An 18522-nucleotide genomic window follows, 5' to 3' on the forward strand; every position below is an offset into this window, starting at 1 on the left:
TAGCCAAGCTGATTCACCGGATCACCTTCTTAATCGCTTGGGCAGCTACAATGCCTAACTCGATCTTGCTTAAACCAAAGTACACTTCTTTCGTTAAATCATAAGGAATCGGTACAGGAATGGAGCGCATATGCACAAGTGGCTCCTTCACACTCGTGAACCAGTCACCGGGCTCTACAGGAGCCAAGCTCCTGTCAGGCCATACCGACGTAAGCTTAGGACTATAAAACGGCTGTGTCCCTTTCTTAAGGGCGCTGCCATCCAGCCTCTCCTGATATTTCATATCGGGAGGGGTTTTTCTTATTTGGGCAAACAGGTGAGGCCAGTAATCGGAACGTGAGCCAGTGTGGGGAGTTGTGGCCGCAAATCTAAGCACGCCTTGTAGTACTTCCGGTACTCCGAAAAGTATCGCATACAAGCTTTTACCGAATTCGATGCGTTCTGTTAAGCTAGCGAAGTTCTCGAGTATAAGTCCAGACAGATGCATCAGAGGTGCTTGTGATTCGCTGGAAGCCGGAAAAAAGGGAAACCCGATTTGATTCAATTGCAGCCATGCTTGTGTTTTGAACAAAGGCGTATTCAACACGTTTTGCTGAATCTGTTTATTCTTTACGATTCGTTTTTCGATGTAGTTTTGCTCATTAACAATAAGTGCAATCGTTAGCGCGGCCGATTCTTGATTCGTCCAGAAGTCGTTCCAAACAGGGACCATCCAGGACGAGATGTCCATATGCGGCAGGAGATGAAACAAACTGATCTTTCGTTTCTTGCTTTCGCCATAAAGCAGTAGTTGTGGATAAGCATCTTGAAAAATAAGACCGTTCGCTCGTTCCAGAAAAGCAAATAGATGCTGGGCTAATTCATTGCTTATCAAATGTGGCAGCAGCTCCCCACGAAGATCGGTCATGCACCAGCCCCCGTTGCGTGAGACCATATGGGCAAGCAGTGCCCAGTGAAGCTCCGGATTATCTTGATAACAAGACCAATACGCGTTAGTTCGTGTCACATTATTTCGGTTTTCCCGCTGGGTTCGTTCCTTAATTCGATGCACAATCGCCCTCTCATCTGTCGAGAGAAGAGAACTTACGACACCGCTTTGCTGCAGATCTAATTGATGTTTTAAGCCCTTTTCCAGCCGTCCTATGAATGCTGTCGTGACAGGAATTTCCTCCAAAGGGCCAACTATTTTAGCAGAGGAATGCAAAAGCAGCGATGCTTGCTGCTTGAACAGCTGTGCAACTGCGTTCGGCAGTCCTCTCATTTTGCTTAGAACACCTTTCATGTTCTTACCTCTTGGTTTAACTGTTCCTCCCAACACCAATTACCTCCCCGACCTTCAACGAATCCTTGCCTCTAGTGTTTGCTTATTCACTTACAGGTATGTGGGAACGCGGCCAATTATGGCTATGGCTTCCAATTATCTCTTGACAGAATAAGTGTATGAAGTGTATAGTACACTTCATGATGTATGAACCAGTTAATACACACACTAAATTTATCCAGTTTTACTAAGGAAGGGACATAGGAGATGGGTAGATGAACATTACGTTTAACAACCGCGATCCGGTTTATCTGCAAGTTGTGAAGTATTTTAAAGAAGAAATCGCCACAGGCAAGCTAGCTTCAGGACAGGAGATCCCGTCTAGGCGTGAATTGGCGGGCTTGCTCCAGATCAATCCCAATACCGCACAAAGAGCTTACAAAGAGATGGAGGAGCAGAAGTTGATTACAACCGAAGGAAATTCCCCTAGCCGGATAACGACGGATGGACGAATTTTGAATTCGATTCGTGAAGAGCTCATACAGGAGGCTGTTGAAGTATTCGTCCAATCCATTAAGAAAATCGAGCTGCCAACGGATGAACTGCTTCGCTTTGTGAAAGAGAAGTATGAATCGGAGCGTGCTAGAGGGTAATGCCGCATGTTACGAAGAAATTTTTGTTAAGCATCACTCGAAGGAGGTCAACAAATGATCGAAGTAGATAAGATCGTTAAGAAATACGGCAGGAGAAGAGTGCTGGATGAAGTTTCATTCACGGCTGAGAAAGGCCAAATCACTTGTCTTATTGGCATAAATGGCGTCGGTAAATCGACCATTTTGAAATCCATCATGGGGTTAACACCTATAAATGGCGGTCAGATTCAGATTGACAGTCAGCTTTTAGATAAACACACGTACGAGAAGGTTGTATTTATTCCTGATACTTTGACCATGCCTACCCATTTGAGAATTGCAGAGGCGATGCAGTTTATGCAGGATTTCTATTCGAATTGGAATAGTAAACGAGCGCAGGAGCTTCTAACTTTTTTTAAGCTTAAAGCAGAAGATCGGATAGGCAGCTTATCCAAAGGGAATTCGGCTAAAGCCAATTTACTGCTTGGTCTATCGCTCGATGCTGACTATCTACTCATGGACGAGCCTTTTTCTGGGATAGACATTTTCAGCAGGGAGCAGATCACGGACGTCTTCACCAGCCATCTCGTCGAGGACCGCGGAGTCCTGATAACGACACATGAAATCCACGATATCGAGCATTTGATTGATAAGGTCGTTCTGCTCGATCAGGGCCGAGTGATGAAGCAGTTTTATGCGGAGGAGATGCGTTCCAAGGAAGGCAAGTCTGTTGTAGATGTCATGAGAGAGGTGTATCTGGCATGAATCGTTATGGTAAACTGCTGAATTGGGAAATCGTCCGATTTAGCAAATTTTATGGTGCATTATTGGTAATTACGCTGTTTTCGCAATTTTTCGGCATATGGTTAGAGGCGAATAGCTACATGAATAGAGCGGAAGAAATGATGGATAGGAATTCGATTTCGGCTGTCCAGTATGCAGCGCAGTACGGTAAGACCAGTATCACGAACGGCTACAGTTCTATATGGATTGAAGGGTCAATTAGTTTGTGCGCAGCGTCGCTGCTCTTATATATTTTTCTGATCTGGTACAAGGAGTGGTTCGGTAAAAGTACGTTTGCCTATAGGCTTCTTATGCTACCCACTTCGAGGATGAATGTGTATCTGGCCAAGCTAAGCACCATTGTCCTGTTCGTATTGGGGCTTATTGCTTTTCAGCTCATGCTGGTTCCCATTCACATTTCAGTATTCGATGCTATGATTCCAGGTGAATTCAGACAAGACGTGCCCATCCCGGAACTCATCCATCATCATCCTCTATTAAAAATGCTTGCTCCTAAATATTTTATTGAATTTGTCCTATATTACGGAGCAGGTGCGATGGGCGTGGTCGTCCTGTTTACGGCGATTTTACTAGAACGCAGCTTTCGATACAAAGGAATCGCGGCAGGCATCCTCTATAGTGTCGCAGCATTGCTTCTCATTTTATTGCCCGTCATCATTGCTGAAGTGTGGGTTAGGAATTACCTATTCCCTAGTGAGGTTCTCCTTTTGCAAATTATCATTGGTATCTGCATCACAGGTCTTTCTTTGTGGTTCAGTTCCTACTTATTACGTAAAAAAGTGACCATTTAAGGAGGTGCGCCATGAAGCGTTACTGGATACTTGCTTTGCTTATTCCATTTACTGCATTGTCAATTAGTATATATTACGCCACCGCTTCCGAAGATCACAAGCCTGATTATTATCTCAAAACGCTGGCAGGTCAGGAGCAGGAAGGATCACACATAGCTATTCAAGGTCAATATGAAACGGATCCAATCACGATTCAAACGACAGGGAGTGACTATTCAGACGAACATCAGTCGTACTGGCAAAAGTTAGATTCGTCCTATTATTACCTGGAGGAATTAGGGGGATTACTCCCAGAACATCGTTCTTTCATGAGAGGAAAGCGGAATGTAAATGCATTTTTTGAAGATGAAAAAGTTATAGGTTACGTAGGTTCTGAATCAGATTTCGATCTAGAAAAAGGGCAACCGGATATTCTTGATATCGCTCTATATGATAAAGGAAAGAAGAAGAAAAGTGCGGATTTCCAGGTGAAATTGAAGAAGGACAAAAATGAGTTTATCAGCATAGCGGATGTGCAAGTAAAAGAGCAGACGATGAAATTACTCGTTGCTTATCAGCATCGAACAGAGACAAATCCGCGACTGTATAAGGATGCTGAATACCATTTGTATACACTTGATCTCGACAAAAGAAGTGTTGTTGATCACCAATTGATTGAACCTGCAGCCCCTCCAGAAAATAGGTTGAGGACGAGTACAACGAATGTGTGGTCAAGCGATCAAATCAAGGCAAATCGTTATGCTATTTTTGATAGGATCACTTATAAAGATGATGCCGAAGAGGACACAGTAGAATTAAGAAGCAAAGAGATAGTGAACCGTGAGATCCTTGTTTACGATATATGGAACGGTCAATTGACGAGGATTCAAAACGAGCCCATGCGTAATCTGTTACTGAATGCGAAAACAGATGAGCTGACGATTCGCCAGGTTGGCGGTGAACTATACATTACGAAATTGTCAGACTCTGGCGAATCGCAAGTCCTTCGTTCTGATTTAAATGGAAATGTAGTAAAGAGTGACGTCAAACTTGCTCTCCAGGACGTGCAAAAAGAATGGAGAAGAACGGGTATGTTCCAAATTGTAAATAACCGAATATACATGTACATGTCTGGGAAGGGAAATCCAGGAGTAGCTGTTGCCGAACTGGAAACAGGGAAAATGGTTTACCAAGGGGTAATCGAGCGTAAAGATAATTTAGAAATAAGAAATTTAATGATTGATCATTTATCAATTAAGTAGTGCAGTTGTGAAAGACTGGAAATGATGAAAAAGGGGCCGCAAGGTCCCTTTTTTTCATTATAAAAAGTTATTTTTTCGGGTTAGGGGGTAGGTAAGTTGTACAGCGTACAACAATTTCCTTGATTTCTTCTTAAAAAGCTAAGGATTGTTGTATGTTATACAACAATTTAGCCTTTTTATGTGCAATAGAGCTACTTTCAGCTGGAATTGTTGTATTTACTGCAACAATTGAGTGGAAAACGTGGATTAGCTTACCAAAAGTTGTACAAAATACAACACTACTCGGATAAGCAAGCGAATTCCTTATGCCGCTCATAATAAGAGCGATCTTTCATGTCCTGTTTTTTTCGGGAAGTCGATATCTAGAAACTTATAAATAGAAAAACCTTGCGAGGGTTCATCGCAAGGTCATAGTAGAAATCACTCATCCGTCTTTTCAGAAATGGTTTGCTCTGTTCCGGGTTTAGTCACACGTCCATTTCGATGAAGAGCTTCACGCAGCAAATACTCGATATGACCGTTCACACTGCGGAATTCATCCTCCGCCCAACGCTCCAAAGCCTCGTACAGCTTAGGATCAAGTCGGAGCGGGAAATTTTTCTTAGGAGCCATAACTCTGGTCCCGTTAGTACAACGAACCGGTATTAATGACCGGGCTCGCTGAGCGGTCCGATACAATCGCAACAAGCAGATTGTTAATCATAGCCGCCTTTCTTTCCTCGTCTAGGTGCAAACCCTCGGACTCCAACCGAGAGATAGCCATCTGAACCATACCCACAGCGCCATCAACAATAATTTGGCGAGCGGATAAAATAGCAGAAGCCTGCTGTCGTTGAAGCATGGCACTGGCAATTTCAGTCGAATAAGCAAGGTGGGTCAGGCGGGATTCGATGACCTCTACACCTGCTACAGACAGACGCTGCTGCAGTTCAAGGCTAAGCTCAGCGGCAACTTCATCTGCATTGCCTCTAAGTGAGTAGCCTTCGCTTTCAAAACGGTCATAAGGATATTTGCTGGCGACATGACGCAGCGCCGTTTCACTTTGAATTTCAACGAACTTTTCGTAGCTGTCCACATCAAAGAGGGCCTTGTAGGTATCGACTACTTTAAACACGATGACAGCCGCAATCTCGATAGGATTTCCTTCAATATCGTTTACTTTTAGTTTCACACTGTTAAAATTACGCACCCGCAATGAAATTTTCTTTCTGCTTGAAAAAGGGACAATGAGCCATAGGCCGCTCTTACGAATTGTACCCAAGTAACTGCCGAAGAAAGTGATGACTGAAGCTTCATTCGGATTAACCGCAGTGATCGTCGAGACGAATATCAGCCCTAGAATAATAAGGATGATACCCGGCACAATTCGTTCTTGCGTAAGAAGGAAAACGCCAATCCCACCGCCGATAATAAATAACAATAAACCGAGAAAACCGTTCAACGACCAAGCATTCGTTTCTTTCATTCCTGCAACACCCCTTCAAATTATATCTTTTTGATATTCATATGATATCACTTTTTACTTTTATTGTAAATGTATTCTAAACAAAACGCAGCCTGGTTTTTAATCTTGTGATCAAGGAAAATAAAGATCGTTAGTGGAAAATAAAGTGTGTTACTGGAAAATAGAGTTCGTTAGTGAATTTTACAAATGTAAACAGAATAAAATTGTAGAGAATACTAAAGAGGTTATCGTAGAAGACAAGATAAGATGCAATGAATGGAAATGTGCTTGAAAAGAGTTTTTCTCGTTGGATTAATATTAGTTTTGCTATTTCCTAATGAATGTTAAACAGCAATAAAAAATTGATAAAGGAAAAATAGTCAGGGGTTCCATCATAGTTAAATACAAATAAAAAATCTTATAAGTATAACAACAAAGGAAGCACTTCAAAGGAGGTGCTTCCTTTGTTGTTATCTGGACGAAAGTATATTTTCTTTTCAGGAATAACACGATTCTTTGGTAAAAAATGCACAAGAAAACCCCCGTCAAATTGGTTGGTTAATAACTAATTCAGTCGTAGAAAAAAATTAAGGGGGAGTCTCGATTTCGATGTTGAGACCCCCTGTAGTATCAGAAGCAGCTGCGTCTTCAAGAAGATAGGCGCCTGATGTTATGCGATCCGGTAGGAGCAACCGAAGCTAACATTAAAGTTGGCTATGAGAGCCCGCCGCAATTTAACGAAGTGCTTGAGAGTAATTATGTTTTGGCAAATCAGACTTTCTGACCCATGTTCACCTCGGCATCCAAGAGTTTTACTTTAGTCCGGCTGCGGTAAATGGACCTCTAATTGTCAACTCGGACAGCTGCTTTGCCATATATTTAGCCGAATACTGCATATCGCTTTCTAACCAATAGGAGATCAAACCAAGGTTTGAAAATACCATATATTGTATATAAATTTCCTTCGGTATCGACATTTTTTCAGGATGCGGATGAATATTCTTTATCTTCTCGTCCATAAACTTACGGGTAATGTTAAGGAAGCGGTTCTGGAAAAAAGGAACACCATGCTTCCCCATCATCACTTGAAAAAAGAAGGCATGCTCAGAGATAAATTCAAACATTCTTGAGAAAATTGGAATTGTACCATCGTTATCCGTAAATTCTGTTGAGCTTTTTGGAGAAGCATATGTCGCAAAAGATAACAGCATCTCATCAATGGTTTGATCCAGTAAATCGAATTTGTCCTTGTAGTGCTGGTAGAACGTAGCGCGATTGATTTCAGCGCGTTCGGTTAAATCACGTATCGTGATCGCATCAAATCCTTTTTCTTCGATGAGAACGAGCAGTGCCTCTTTTAACATATTCCGGGTTCTTTTCACACGCGGATCCACTGACTTCTTCATGAAAACAATCTCCCTCCATTTGTATGATTTCATCATTTTCCCAATACGTTTACGGTCTGTTTGTCGTATAGACAACATTACCTAGAAATGAATCGGTTGTTGGGGCTACACCTTCGCCATATAATTATAACAGAACAACTTCGTGTTGTTTAAACGAAAAAGTGTTGGGGAAAGGTGGGGGGGTAAACTCATTCATGCAAAAGAGGTATAAGAAGGTCGTTCAGGCATGAAAATTACATTAACAAAAGGAGCTGTGAGGAATGAAAGCGTGGAAAGAATATTTTGAAACAAACCAAGAAATTACGATTCAGAGTTTGGCAGCATATGTGAATCAACATATTCAACAGATGTGGGTGTCGGTATTACAGGATCACTATGACGAATTGACGGACACCTTTGAAAAAATAGGAGAACCTTCTTATGGCGTTTATATTCATAAACTGTTGCAGCCCATTCTTAAAGAAGTGACGAATGCCGGTTATAACTTAAAACCGGGGTTTAAAATGCCTCATTCTTTGGAACACTGGGGTCCGCCGGAAGAAAGAGAAAGATGCATGTGGTGTGTAGTGAAGGATGAACATGAAAAGCCCGTTGGAACATTTGTATTACGAGTATTTCACTCTCACGTTAAGTTTAAGGTTCCTCTCGCTCCTAATATTTTAGCTTTAGACGAAACAGAACAAGATTCAATTATCGCGGCTATCTCTAAAGCCAATATACGCTTAAATAAAGAATATGGCGGAGTCGTTCATCAAAATAGAGAAAATGATCAAATTCAAAGATGGGATTATAGTGCAGAAACAGGATTAAGTGATTATTTAACTCAAAATGAGACAGAGGTTAGCGTCTTGGATTATGCACTATCCAAGTGGGGCAAAGAAGGTTGGGAGCTCGCATCCGTTGTTCCTCATCAGGGCCGTCTTATCGCTTTTTTTAAACGACCTGCTTCGTAAAATTTGGTAGTAAACCTTTACTTCAATAACACATGACTTGAGTTGCTTCGAATAAGCCTCAAGTCTTTGTTTCGCGGAGGAACATGAGACTTTTTGAAAGCTTGTATCCTACGATGCAGGTTAAAGAATCATATCGATAAGAAAGAGGGATCACCCATGGCGAAACAAATGAATCGTGCTGAACACCTTGCGGAAAATAACACAAATATATCTTCTGGCGCAAGTAAAACACTGATTGTCATCAAGTGGATGGCGAGGGTCTATGCCCTCATGATCGCGATGCAAGTGTTTATAGCCGGTATGGCAACGTTCACCAATTCGGATTGGACGGCTCATACGAACTTTGCTCATTTTTTTGTGATTCCTCCGGTCCTGATGATCCTTTTGTGGTTCTTCGCACGTCCTCCGGTAACCTATCTAGTGAAAAGCCTCATTCTGCTCGTTATGGTCATCTTGATGTTTGTAACCGCCGTATTATCGTTTAAAATCGGAGTTTTATCCGCCTTTCACCCGGTTATTGCACTGGCTATGTTTTGGAATGCTATGAAACTCGCGAGGCAGGCTGGTGCACGCTCGCACAAAGATGGGATATGAGACAACTGATGACGGCTGTGGTCAGGGAGAATTAGCGTCTCGCCTGTCCATGCGGTACGAACCGCGCTGATCGTGTCGCTCTACAGTTGCTGTTGATCGACGACGCAGCCAGTTAGCAATTGTAAAACGTACTATCATTGAATGGAAAGAGACTGTTGTTTCCCATTAGTAATCAGTACACAAGGGCACTCTCCGGACTTTTTTTGTAACAAAACTTGCTGGTACAACAGTGAACAGTACCACAGGTATAAGTGTAGGTCATTAACCTAATGGAAAACTATAGTTGAATGAACGTAAGAAGGCTGCCGCGTGCAGCCTTTTGTGCTAATGGGAGGATGTATGGTTGCACAGAGTTCTAGAATAAGGGAAATGGGAATTAAGATGAGATGCTAAACAGTATTTCTCCTAGTATGATTATGATGAGTCCCACAATAAGTCCCCGCATAAATCAGCCAACAACTATTAGTCAAATGATTGAAATGAAAAAAATGGCAATTTGTAGTCAGTGAACTTTTTTTGTCCATCGTGCCGTGTGCTCGCAACCTTCCGCCAGACCGACCGTCTAAACAAGGGGATGGAAATTAATTGGAAGAGGTGTCGGTTATGTCCTTGTACCGAAAAGTCTTGAACCTTCTCATTAAGTACAAATTTATGATGTGGGGTTTGCTAGCGGTAATCGTCCTGCTGTCCACAGTCGTATACAGCAGGACACTTCAGAATTCGGCGGAAACTGGAGGTACCCTCGTTTCCGTCACGCCTGCTCCAAGCGTCACATCGGCTATACCCAGCTCAGAACCAACACCGGCTGAACCGATAGTTTCGAAAGCGCCTATCACGCTTCCCGAACCATTGTTCACCTTCGCGTCATGTCCGCCAGATATGAAATGGTATCCTGACACGGAAGAGGCTTCCGGATTTACGCCTGCAGAGCAACCGTCTCGCTTGCCGATTCAGGGGATCCGTCAAGTTTCTGCAGGCCATTTGTTCGATGGTGCCGGTTACGGGATGGAATTCGGCTCCTCTTACGCCTTAGCCGGGGATGGAACTGTTTATCGGTGGGGGATATCCGGTTGGGGAGAAGGCCGGATGCCCGACGCCTTTCCGAAGAAGGTTGCAGGGTTGCCTGAGCGCGATCCTGTTATTCAACTGGAAGGGCGATTTGCATTGGTAAAATCTGGCGGAGTCTTCGACATGAACGCTGAACGCGGCCCGGAGAAAATAGCGGGGTTATCTAGCGTGAAGTCGATCGCTCAGGCGGACGATGGGTCGGTATTTACCGTTGGTTCCGATGGAATCATCACCCTGTATTCTATATACGGTCAGGACGGCAAGCCTGCAGTCAAACGGGTTGAGGCATCATTCCGTGCGGTATCCGTCATGGCTAGCCCTTATATCATGCTGGCGGTCGACAACAAGGGGATGCTTTGGGTTGGACAGTCGACCTTTTCATCGCTTCCGAATGCTGTTCCTGCTCCGCTTGAGCTGCCTGACGGCGGAAAGGTGGCACGAACGGGAACTACGATGTCGTATGAGGAAGCGGCTTATATTTTATCCGATAAAGGCACTTGGTACACGGTAAACGGCAGCGGAGCGCTCAAGTCGACCGTACTGCCGCTAGGTACCACTCAAGTAACAGCAACGGTACGTTTGACGGCAGCCCTGGATAAGGAGGGCTACGTTTGGGTATGGGGGAAAGAACTTGGTGCCTATGATCAATCTGCGGAGAAGTTTGCTATAACTGAAACCCCGCAGCGGCACCCCGCATTGAATAATGTAGTGACATTGGCAGCTGGATCCGACCATCTGCTCGCCTTAACGGTGGATGGCCGCGTATTAACGATCGGCTCTAATATGTACGGCCAGCTTGGAAGGCAGCCGATCTTTGCAGAAGACCTGCATGCGATCGGTACATGGAAGGGAGTTGACGACCTATTTCCTACATTTGGGCGAACATTTGCTGTGAGGGCAGGCGATGTGTGGATGCTGAAGGACGGTGCAGTGGCGAAGCCCGTCTTGCTAGGCGAGAAAGCGAAGAAGCTAATCATGGCGTTAGGGCATTTTGCCGTGCTATTTGAGGATGGCAGACTCCTGGCCGCGAATCCCGACGAGACGGAGCCATGCAAGCTGCTACAAACGCCGGTGCCAGTTACGGACGTATCCATCGCCTTGAACGGCATCTTGACGGCCTTGTCTGACAGGCGCGTTTTCCATGTGGAAGGCAGCATATCGGGGTTGGGCAACAGCGTCGAGCTCCAATTCGATCCGAAGCCGAAAGGGAAAGTCATCGAAGTGTCCGGCGAGCCGATCCCGTTCGTTCGTACCGACCAAGGGGAGCTTTATTTCAAGGAACGAACAAAAGACGGTGTGCCTCTAATGGGGCTCGTATCATCTTTCGATGCGCCGGTTAAGCAGTGGTCAGCGATGCATTACGTATTTTTTGATGGGATCGGTTACATCGGCAAAGCATTGGACGTGAATGGCCATGTGTATGAGGTTGAACTGAAGCTACAGCGTGATGGAAATAACGACAATGAAACGGCTGCCGTCCAAGTGAAGACGACGGGACGATCGGCCATCCGCCTAACCGGAGGCGCAGAGATCGGCCAAGATGGCAGGATTAGCGATCCGAACGGCATCTTCAGAGTAGAAGCGAGCCTTCCGGCAGGGGTCAGGCTGAAGACTTCCGTATCGATGTATCATTACCCAATTGAAGGCCGTACCTTCTTTCAACATCTGTTCGTCGCGGAGGACGGTACGATCTATTGGCTCGGAGCGTTGCCATATGGTAGTCCGCTTTTTACGCCGGGCGGGGTTGTACTGCCCTAGGAGAAGGCAACCAACATCCAGCGGCTGGCTTTCCCCCGCTAACGGGCAGGATACTTCCAATATGTGTTAATATAAAATTGGCACATTCAGTAAGGAAAGAGGTAACCTAATTGAAATATATCGAGGTTGGTATAGGGAATACCTGGATCGTACGTACGGAGACAGAACTTGCTGACGGGTCTGAATATGAGCAAAAGGGTATTATTAAGCCCATTATTCTTCACTCCATCTATTTTAGAATTTGGTTAGGTAAGATAGTGTTCATTTTGGACTCAAGAGAAGGTTTAAAAAGAATGAAAAAGCCACGGCATGCTTTTAAAATTATCTTTGGATTAGCAAGTTATATAACTGAAGGTGACTCTCGGGGTTAAGCTAGCGAGAAACGTTACTTCAATAAACTACAACATGAGGCTGCCGCTGTGAAAATGAGTGGCAGCCTCATTAAGCTATCTGGCAGAAGAGTTGAATTACAAATTTCGAGATATAGGTTATAATTGGAAAAAGTATAATCCGAGGGGTATTTGCGTGCAAAAATTTCAAACATATGTTTCTTATAGCTCTTACACTAACGGGATGTACCCAAAGTTCCGTAGCCTCGAAAGCTAATGAAGACCCCGATTCATCTACGATAGTCTCCACACCAACATCGACACCAGATCTATCTTCAACGAATACTAAAAACAATTTAGAGCCTGCATCATCCACAAAACCTTCAATCGATCCTTTTGCTTGGATTGGAAAATGGAAATGGGATCAATCCACACAATATGATGTCTCAACTATTACTATCAATAATATTAAGGATCAACAGGTTTTCTTTTCGCTTAATGCCTTTCATGTGACAAATCACGAAACGATGGATGGCCATAACGGTGTTATTGAAAATAAGATAGCAGTTTTCAACGGTAATGAAGCTGTATATAAAGATGACGAGTATAATTTTGAATTACGTATATCATTTCAAAAAGATCATCTTGAGGTAAAAACAAATAATAGCAATATATTAGGGGCGAACGTTTTTGTTGATGGTTTATATAATCGAGATCAGACTCATTCTGTAATTAACAATGATTATCTAATCATACCTGGAAAATCGGTAGGTAAAATTTCTCTTGGAATGACAAAAGATGATGTAATAAAGCTTCTTGGAAATCCTACGAATACACTCGATAATCAGTTAATATACAAATCGACAAAGAACTTTCTCAGTCTCTATTTAAAAAGTTCTGTTGTAAAACAAATTGAATTTACATCACCTTCGTTCTCAACGAAAGATGGAGTTAATACTGGTAATTTCGAAAATAATCATGATCACTTTACTGAATTAGAATTCCAATGGCGTTTTCTTCAACTTCGCTTTGATTGGGATCAAGGAGGGTTATCTTTCTTTACTTTTAATGCGGATGTCCCAGATGACAATAAAGAGTACCAAAGATATACTCGCGGATATATTTATGAAGGTCAACATATGTATGAAGAGCCTATTAGCGATGTAAGATGGAAGCCAGTCCAATAAGATGACTGAACTAACGCAAGAACTATAGTTCAACACTAAGAAAGGCTGTCGCTAGGTAGCCTTTCGTTACGCTAACCGAGAACGATAATTGAATCAGAAAGGGAGCAGAACTGAAGACTCAAAGCTAGATGGGATACGTTTGCGGAATTGTTGTCATTCAGTTTTTACGAAAGAACAATGTGTGCAGTACAAGGGTAATTGGGACGAGTTAAAAACAGCGGCAGTCTAGGACTATTTTGCGTCCTGATCTGCCGCTGGTTCACTTTTTTCAATCGTTTGATTGATAGATCTTCTCTTGTTTTTGATCAAAAAGCTTTATTTTTAGTCCAATACAGATGAATGCAAGCATTAGAAAAATTGCACCGCTAAAAATAATCCGTTGTATTCCCAGTTGTGATAGAAACCAGCCACCTGTTACGGTGCCTAATGCAACACCCAAATTTCCAAAGGATACAAACAAGCTGTTGGCAAACTCAGGTGCTTCTGATGCCTCAGAAGTTAACCAAGTTTGGCTTACAATGAGACCGCCGGTAAAAATAACCCCCCATACTATGATAATAACGGTCATTGGAATGATATATGCCCCTGCATAAGATATCAATAAATAAATCACTCCCATGACCAAAGGATAATAAATGGTAGTTTTGATCATATTTTTACTTAATAGCTTTGCTGCTTGCAGGTTGCCGAAAACACCGCTCGCCCCAAAAAGAATCAACATGGCACTTATTGTTTTTCCATTCATGTTCGTTACTTTTCCAAGATATTCAGCAAAATAGGCATATACGGAGTATAATGCTGCAAGAATGAAACAAGCGGCTGCAATGTTAAGCCATAATTGAGGTTTCACCAAAACCTTCAATTGTTTCCCGTAGGACAGTTTTTCTGTTACTGGTAGGGATGGAATCCAACTAATAATTCCGATAAATGTGATAACATTAATAATTGCGGAAAAGAGAAATGCAGCGTCAAGTGAAAACTGATCCCCGATAAATGATGTGATCGGAACCCCTAAAACCATCCCTACGGTTACGCCTGTAAAAACTCTGCCCACTGCCCTGGCACTTTGTTCTTTTGGGACAGAACTGGCAGCAGCCGCAAATGCTACTGAGAAATAAACGGGATGAAGAAAAGCAGGTAGGACACGAACAATTAATAGAACCGTGTAGTTAGGGGCGAATGCTGAAACAAGATTGGAGATTGCAAAAAGGGCAATGACACCTGCTAAGATTTTTTTGCGATTTATTCCTGAAAATAATAATGTCATAAACGGGCCGGAAAGCGCGATGATAAGAGCAAACATGCTTACAAGTAAACCTGCTTGGGAAACGCTGATTTGGAAATTCTTCGTAATTTGCGGTAAAACGCCCACAATACCAAGTTCCGTATTGATGATTCCAAATATGCCGAAAGCGATGATATAAGTAAGAAATGGCTTTTTCATGTGAATGGGTAACATCTCCTCTATTTGATCTAAATCCTATAAAAACAATTAATGGAATGAAATGGTTTCCATTTATATGCGCTCTCAAGAATATCATTTGGCGAGGCTGGTTTCAGGCAGCTCCACACCGATATGATATTTCTTGAGTTGGTATGATACTTTATCGTAAATATATTTATTTAATGCTCTTTTGCAAAATTGTCCTCCATTTCCTTGTAAATAACGATTTTATGTGCAAGCAAATTTAGATTTTCGTGAAGTTCAACTATGTGTTGTTGAACTCTTTCATAGTGATCCTCGAGAAATATCCTCCGTTCAGTTAGAGTTGAATCACCCTGCCTCCGGAGTTCGGCGATTTCTAGCATTTTGGTAATTGACATTCCAGTGGCTTTAAGACGACTCAATCCAAGTAATGTCTGCCGAAGAATAACATCGATACCCATTTTCATTTCGATCAATGGAACATAGCAGACCTATATTCTCATAATAGCGAAGTGTGTGGACACTAAGACCTGTGATAGTAGCGACTTGTCGAATGCTTAATAAGTTTTCCATGAACCAAGTATATACCTTCGAGTAAACTCGAATGCAATCATTTTCTTTGGGTTAGGGGTTTCAACCAACAAACGTGAAATATGGCGGGCTTGCCGGATCATCATAAAAGTTGTACCGATTGTCGCTGAGAGAAATAAGTTGTATTTGGCAAGCGTTGCAGCGTTACAGCCCTTCGCTCCGCTAACGGGCAGGATACTTTGGTGGCTGCCTTGAATTGATAGAGGTAAGTTTAATCTCTAATTACCAATGGTTTTAGGAAAGAAGGCACGTCATGAAACTTAGAGGGACAATGACAGAACAAGCATACCGAAAAGAATTAAAGTCCTCAAAATTTCATTTGTTCAATGACATATCCATGCGCAGGTTCTTAAACATTATTAGAGAGACCTTTCCCACAATGAAGACAGCGCACACTTTATCTTGGACACCCGAACAAGGTGAGGATATATTTAGCTTTCTTGTAGATACTCACTCAGTTATTAAGATTGAACTAGACCGCTATGATAATACAATTCCTCCGATAGTCGATGTGTATCCTATTGAGATATGGTTGAAAGGACTTAGTAAAATAGTCCAAATCAAAGTCGCGAAGGTAATTAAAGTTATGCAACAAAATTGTTCAACTAACGGAAACTTTAGTTGAACAAACCTAAAAAGGCTGCCGCGTGCAGCCCTTTGTGCGAGCAGGCAGAATAAGCAATAGATGAATATTCATTACGATACGGTTCACCCACACTATACACCTGAAATTATGTTAAGAATTTTATATAATCATATTCAATATTTCGATTTAATCTAGCATGTGGCATGATATAAATATTAATTTTGAGGAGGCTGTTAGACCATGTCAGCTGCTGATTATATCGTTCGACAAATAACACCGGACGATGATTTTGAGCTAATCGAACGCTTATTTTACTGGACTCATTTTGAGGGTAAAGAAGAATTATGGATTGGTAAACACAAATATTCTTATAGGAAAGACAATTGGAAGCAACTCTTATTCCCGGATTCAACAGGAGCGCAGCCGCTAGTATTAAAAGCACTTTCTCTAAGAGGATTCGTTGCCGAAAAAGCTGGAGTTATTTCCGCATTTGCGACCGTTGGTATTTCCCAGCAATCAAACAACGGTTACTTAGATTACGGCTTTAATCATGATTGTGGTTATATGTTGAAAGGTCTATTGGAGTGCTGCGGAACAATTGTGAAAGAAGCTGGCGGTACCCGAATTTATAAAATTACGGGCATGCCATTAGGTCAGATTCGCAATGATCAAATAACATTGTGGGAGTCTCATGGCTTTTATTGCAATCAGTTCTATCATGTATTTGTTGATAACCGAAATATCGATTCCTGGAAGCCGCCAGAAAATTTAGACCTTAGCCAGATACAGATGCCTTCAAAGATTGAGATTGAAGAAATTTCAACAATATTGGAGGAGGATAACGAGTATTTCCTTGCAGAAGAATTTCGGGGGAATTTCGCTCAATTAACTCCTGATCATGTATTCCTTTGTTTATATGATAACGAGAAAGAAATAAAAGGAATCTCATACTACAAAGTGTGGGCAAAGGAAGGAGATTTTTTTGCGACGGCATTCGGAGTCCATTTTAGACCGAAATATGATGTTTCCCGAGAAGAAGTACGCCAACTCATTCAAGCAACTTTAGTATCCATGCAGCAAATTGGAGTAACTGCAGCTTGGTCAAGAGTATCTTCACAGAACTTCAATACTATCTTGGTATTATCTGCCGAAGGATTTGATTTGTCACCTGGTCACGATGTCATGATGGTTAAGTCGGTATGAGTAAGTATGTAAATGCCAAGCAAGTTTTACCGGAAAGCCTCGTGAGAGAAATACAGAAGTATGTCCAAGGAACTCACATCTATGTTCCTAGTACAGAACGAAAATCGTGGGGGACAGAAAGCGGGATTCGGGAAGAATTTGAACAACGTAATATGGAAATTATAATACATTTTAGAAATGGGTATGAGATTTCTAGATTATCCGAGCTGTATTGTCTAAGTGAGGAGAGAATAAAAGCTATCGTCTACGGAAGGGAAAGCAAACTTGATTAGACAATTCAAATACTATTTATCATCCTCGATACCAAGAGATTAAAAAATATGACTGGATAAGCAAAGTAGCTTTTCCAGTCATATTTATTCTAATTATTCAGTCAAGCATAATTGTGTATGGTCTTTGATATTAGATACGATCCCAAGCCGTCGCTTTACCACTATTTGTGATACGGTCGATGAACTGTACCATAGATGAAGGTCAGGTCATTAAGCTAACGGAAACGATTGTTTAATGAGGGATCATTCATAATCACGGCTGCAGAGAAAAAGTCCTTGAATACCAAGGACTTTTTCGTTTTGGAAGCATAATTTTGCCGCAGTAATTTAGAAGTATAAGCATGCCAAAGCGGCAAACTTATGGGTTAAGTGACAACTACTACCTACACCTGTAAAATTATGAATTCATCAAGGTGGCCCATCATGGCAACAAAACATTTACGTTGCTTCGTGTTCACAACCTCAAAAAATTCGACAATACAGGAGAAGATCTCGAGGATTTAATCTCGATTGGGACGATCGGATTGATTAAAGCCATCGAGTCGTTCTCGCCGAACAAAGGGACCAAGCTCGCGACCTTCGCGGCTCGCTGTATCGAGAACGAAATACTTATGCATCTTCGCTCATTGAAGAAAACGCGTAAAGATGTGTCCTTGCATGATCCCATCGGAACGGACAAAGAGGGGAACGAAATTACATTGATCGACATCCTCGGCACGGAAGCGGATGATGTCGTGGATAAGGTGCAGCTCAAGATAGAGAAGAGCAAAATCTATCGCAATCTGGAGATATTGGACGATCGCGAGAAGGAAGTCGTCGTTGGCAGGTTTGGGCTGGAGCTTGGCGGGGAAGAGCGGACGCAGCGGGAGATTGCTAAGGAGCTCGGCATCAGCCGGTCCTATGTGTCGAGGATTGAGAAGCGGGCGCTGATGAAGCTGTATCATGAGTTTTATAAGGCGAAACGGTAAGGGTTATG

At 42.4% G+C, this 18522-nt stretch carries 18 protein-coding genes; 12 read left to right on the top strand and 6 right to left on the bottom strand.

The window, feature by feature from the left end; genetic code table 11:
- Nucleotides 1–13: 13 nt before the first annotated feature.
- Complete coding sequence (locus QFZ81_RS04905) at nucleotides 14–1282, bottom strand: DUF2515 family protein (RefSeq protein WP_307601676.1); 1269 nt, start codon at nucleotides 1280–1282, stop codon at nucleotides 14–16.
- A gap of 254 nt (nucleotides 1283–1536) precedes the next feature.
- Here QFZ81_RS04905 and QFZ81_RS04910 point away from each other — a divergent pair, with 254 nt between their 5' ends.
- From QFZ81_RS04910 to QFZ81_RS04925, 4 genes are read left to right on the top strand one after another with little or no spacing between them, the layout of a single operon-like run.
- Nucleotides 1537–1914, top strand: coding sequence for a GntR family transcriptional regulator (locus QFZ81_RS04910; RefSeq protein WP_057307568.1), 378 nt, complete (start codon nucleotides 1537–1539; stop codon nucleotides 1912–1914).
- Between the two features lie 54 nt (nucleotides 1915–1968).
- On the top strand, nucleotides 1969–2658 hold the full coding sequence (locus QFZ81_RS04915) for an ATP-binding cassette domain-containing protein (RefSeq protein ID WP_307601679.1): 690 nt from the start codon (nucleotides 1969–1971) through the stop codon (nucleotides 2656–2658).
- Nucleotides 2655–3488: a hypothetical protein gene (locus QFZ81_RS04920; RefSeq protein WP_307447404.1), complete on the top strand. Its 834-nt coding sequence runs from the start codon at nucleotides 2655–2657 to the stop codon at nucleotides 3486–3488. The genes QFZ81_RS04915 and QFZ81_RS04920 overlap by 4 nt, the downstream gene beginning before the upstream one ends.
- 11 nt (nucleotides 3489–3499) lie before the next feature.
- Nucleotides 3500–4729, top strand: coding sequence for a hypothetical protein (locus QFZ81_RS04925; protein WP_307601681.1), 1230 nt, complete (start codon nucleotides 3500–3502; stop codon nucleotides 4727–4729).
- Nucleotides 4730–5149: 420 nt separating this feature from the next.
- Here QFZ81_RS04925 and QFZ81_RS04930 read toward each other — a convergent pair whose 3' ends face one another.
- The 3 genes from QFZ81_RS04930 to QFZ81_RS04945 form a co-directional block, all read right to left on the bottom strand.
- On the bottom strand, nucleotides 5150–5341 hold the full coding sequence (locus QFZ81_RS04930; RefSeq protein WP_307447399.1) for a type II toxin-antitoxin system antitoxin: 192 nt from the start codon (nucleotides 5339–5341) through the stop codon (nucleotides 5150–5152).
- Between the two features lie 13 nt (nucleotides 5342–5354).
- Nucleotides 5355–6194 (bottom strand): SPFH domain-containing protein, encoded by an 840-nt coding sequence (locus QFZ81_RS04935; protein ID WP_307601683.1) that lies wholly within the window; start codon nucleotides 6192–6194, stop codon nucleotides 5355–5357.
- Nucleotides 6195–6985: 791 nt separating this feature from the next.
- Nucleotides 6986–7579, bottom strand: a complete 594-nt coding sequence (locus tag QFZ81_RS04945; protein ID WP_307601685.1) for a TetR/AcrR family transcriptional regulator — start codon at nucleotides 7577–7579, stop codon at nucleotides 6986–6988.
- Between the two features lie 260 nt (nucleotides 7580–7839).
- Between QFZ81_RS04945 and QFZ81_RS04950 the strand changes: the two genes are divergently transcribed.
- From QFZ81_RS04950 to QFZ81_RS04970, 5 genes are all read left to right on the top strand, one after another.
- The gene (locus QFZ81_RS04950; protein ID WP_307601687.1) at nucleotides 7840–8532 is read left to right on the top strand and encodes a DUF6022 family protein; all 693 of its coding nucleotides are present in this window, start codon (nucleotides 7840–7842) and stop codon (nucleotides 8530–8532) included.
- A 156-nt stretch (nucleotides 8533–8688) separates the two neighbouring features.
- A complete protein-coding gene (locus QFZ81_RS04955; RefSeq protein ID WP_307601688.1) occupies nucleotides 8689–9126 on the top strand; it encodes a DUF6220 domain-containing protein in 438 nt (145 codons plus the stop codon).
- Nucleotides 9127–9729: 603 nt separating this feature from the next.
- Nucleotides 9730–11952 carry an RCC1 domain-containing protein gene (locus tag QFZ81_RS04960; RefSeq protein ID WP_307601691.1) on the top strand — a complete coding sequence of 741 codons (2223 nt, stop codon included), beginning with the start codon at nucleotides 9730–9732 and terminating at the stop codon, nucleotides 11950–11952.
- 110 nt (nucleotides 11953–12062) lie between these two features.
- Nucleotides 12063–12323 carry a DUF3977 family protein gene (locus QFZ81_RS04965; protein WP_307601693.1) on the top strand — a complete coding sequence of 87 codons (261 nt, stop codon included), beginning with the start codon at nucleotides 12063–12065 and terminating at the stop codon, nucleotides 12321–12323.
- A gap of 173 nt (nucleotides 12324–12496) precedes the next feature.
- The gene (locus QFZ81_RS04970) at nucleotides 12497–13468 is read left to right on the top strand and encodes a hypothetical protein (RefSeq protein ID WP_307601695.1); all 972 of its coding nucleotides are present in this window, start codon (nucleotides 12497–12499) and stop codon (nucleotides 13466–13468) included.
- Between the two features lie 268 nt (nucleotides 13469–13736).
- On the opposite strand, the gene QFZ81_RS04975 is transcribed toward QFZ81_RS04970, so the two are convergent.
- Complete coding sequence (locus QFZ81_RS04975) at nucleotides 13737–14912, bottom strand: MFS transporter (RefSeq protein WP_307601697.1); 1176 nt, start codon at nucleotides 14910–14912, stop codon at nucleotides 13737–13739.
- Between the two features lie 390 nt (nucleotides 14913–15302).
- Entirely contained in the window at nucleotides 15303–15467 is a 165-nt protein-coding gene (locus tag QFZ81_RS04980) for a MerR family DNA-binding transcriptional regulator (protein WP_307601699.1), read from the bottom strand.
- Nucleotides 15468–16311: 844 nt separating this feature from the next.
- Here QFZ81_RS04980 and QFZ81_RS04985 point away from each other — a divergent pair.
- From QFZ81_RS04985 to sigK, 3 genes are all read left to right on the top strand, one after another.
- Nucleotides 16312–17274, top strand: coding sequence for a hypothetical protein (locus tag QFZ81_RS04985; protein ID WP_307601701.1), 963 nt, complete (start codon nucleotides 16312–16314; stop codon nucleotides 17272–17274).
- A complete protein-coding gene (locus QFZ81_RS04990) occupies nucleotides 17271–17546 on the top strand; it encodes a CD3324 family protein (protein WP_307601703.1) in 276 nt (91 codons plus the stop codon). Before QFZ81_RS04985 ends, QFZ81_RS04990 begins: the two co-directional genes overlap by 4 nt.
- 413 nt (nucleotides 17547–17959) lie before the next feature.
- Entirely contained in the window at nucleotides 17960–18514 is a 555-nt protein-coding gene (gene sigK, locus QFZ81_RS04995; RefSeq protein WP_307601705.1) for an RNA polymerase sporulation sigma factor SigK, read from the top strand.
- Nucleotides 18515–18522: the final 8 nt, after the last annotated feature.

This window comes from Paenibacillus sp. V4I9, assembly GCF_030817295.1.
Classification (GTDB): domain Bacteria; phylum Bacillota; class Bacilli; order Paenibacillales; family NBRC-103111; genus Paenibacillus_E.

Excerpts from the sequence above, each read along its gene's own strand:
- QFZ81_RS04920 (WP_307447404.1), top strand. The coding sequence starts at position 2,655 with ATGAATCGTTATGGTAAACTGCTGAATTGGGAAATCGTCCGATTTAGC.
- QFZ81_RS04990 (WP_307601703.1), top strand. The coding sequence starts at position 17,271 with ATGAGTAAGTATGTAAATGCCAAGCAAGTTTTACCGGAAAGCCTCGTG.
- QFZ81_RS04960 (WP_307601691.1), top strand. The coding sequence starts at position 9,730 with ATGTCCTTGTACCGAAAAGTCTTGAACCTTCTCATTAAGTACAAATTT.
- QFZ81_RS04985 (WP_307601701.1), top strand. The coding sequence starts at position 16,312 with ATGTCAGCTGCTGATTATATCGTTCGACAAATAACACCGGACGATGAT.
- QFZ81_RS04925 (WP_307601681.1), top strand. The coding sequence starts at position 3,500 with ATGAAGCGTTACTGGATACTTGCTTTGCTTATTCCATTTACTGCATTG.
- QFZ81_RS04975 (WP_307601697.1), bottom strand. The coding sequence starts at position 14,912 with ATGAAAAAGCCATTTCTTACTTATATCATCGCTTTCGGCATATTTGGA.
- QFZ81_RS04935 (WP_307601683.1), bottom strand. The coding sequence starts at position 6,194 with ATGAAAGAAACGAATGCTTGGTCGTTGAACGGTTTTCTCGGTTTATTG.
- QFZ81_RS04945 (WP_307601685.1), bottom strand. The coding sequence starts at position 7,579 with ATGAAGAAGTCAGTGGATCCGCGTGTGAAAAGAACCCGGAATATGTTA.
- QFZ81_RS04955 (WP_307601688.1), top strand. The coding sequence starts at position 8,689 with ATGGCGAAACAAATGAATCGTGCTGAACACCTTGCGGAAAATAACACA.
- QFZ81_RS04930 (WP_307447399.1), bottom strand. The coding sequence starts at position 5,341 with ATGGCTCCTAAGAAAAATTTCCCGCTCCGACTTGATCCTAAGCTGTAC.
- QFZ81_RS04910 (WP_057307568.1), top strand. The coding sequence starts at position 1,537 with ATGAACATTACGTTTAACAACCGCGATCCGGTTTATCTGCAAGTTGTG.
- QFZ81_RS04915 (WP_307601679.1), top strand. The coding sequence starts at position 1,969 with ATGATCGAAGTAGATAAGATCGTTAAGAAATACGGCAGGAGAAGAGTG.
- QFZ81_RS04905 (WP_307601676.1), bottom strand. The coding sequence starts at position 1,282 with ATGAAAGGTGTTCTAAGCAAAATGAGAGGACTGCCGAACGCAGTTGCA.
- QFZ81_RS04970 (WP_307601695.1), top strand. The coding sequence starts at position 12,497 with ATGTTTCTTATAGCTCTTACACTAACGGGATGTACCCAAAGTTCCGTA.
- QFZ81_RS04950 (WP_307601687.1), top strand. The coding sequence starts at position 7,840 with ATGAAAGCGTGGAAAGAATATTTTGAAACAAACCAAGAAATTACGATT.
- QFZ81_RS04980 (WP_307601699.1), bottom strand. The coding sequence starts at position 15,467 with ATGGAAAACTTATTAAGCATTCGACAAGTCGCTACTATCACAGGTCTT.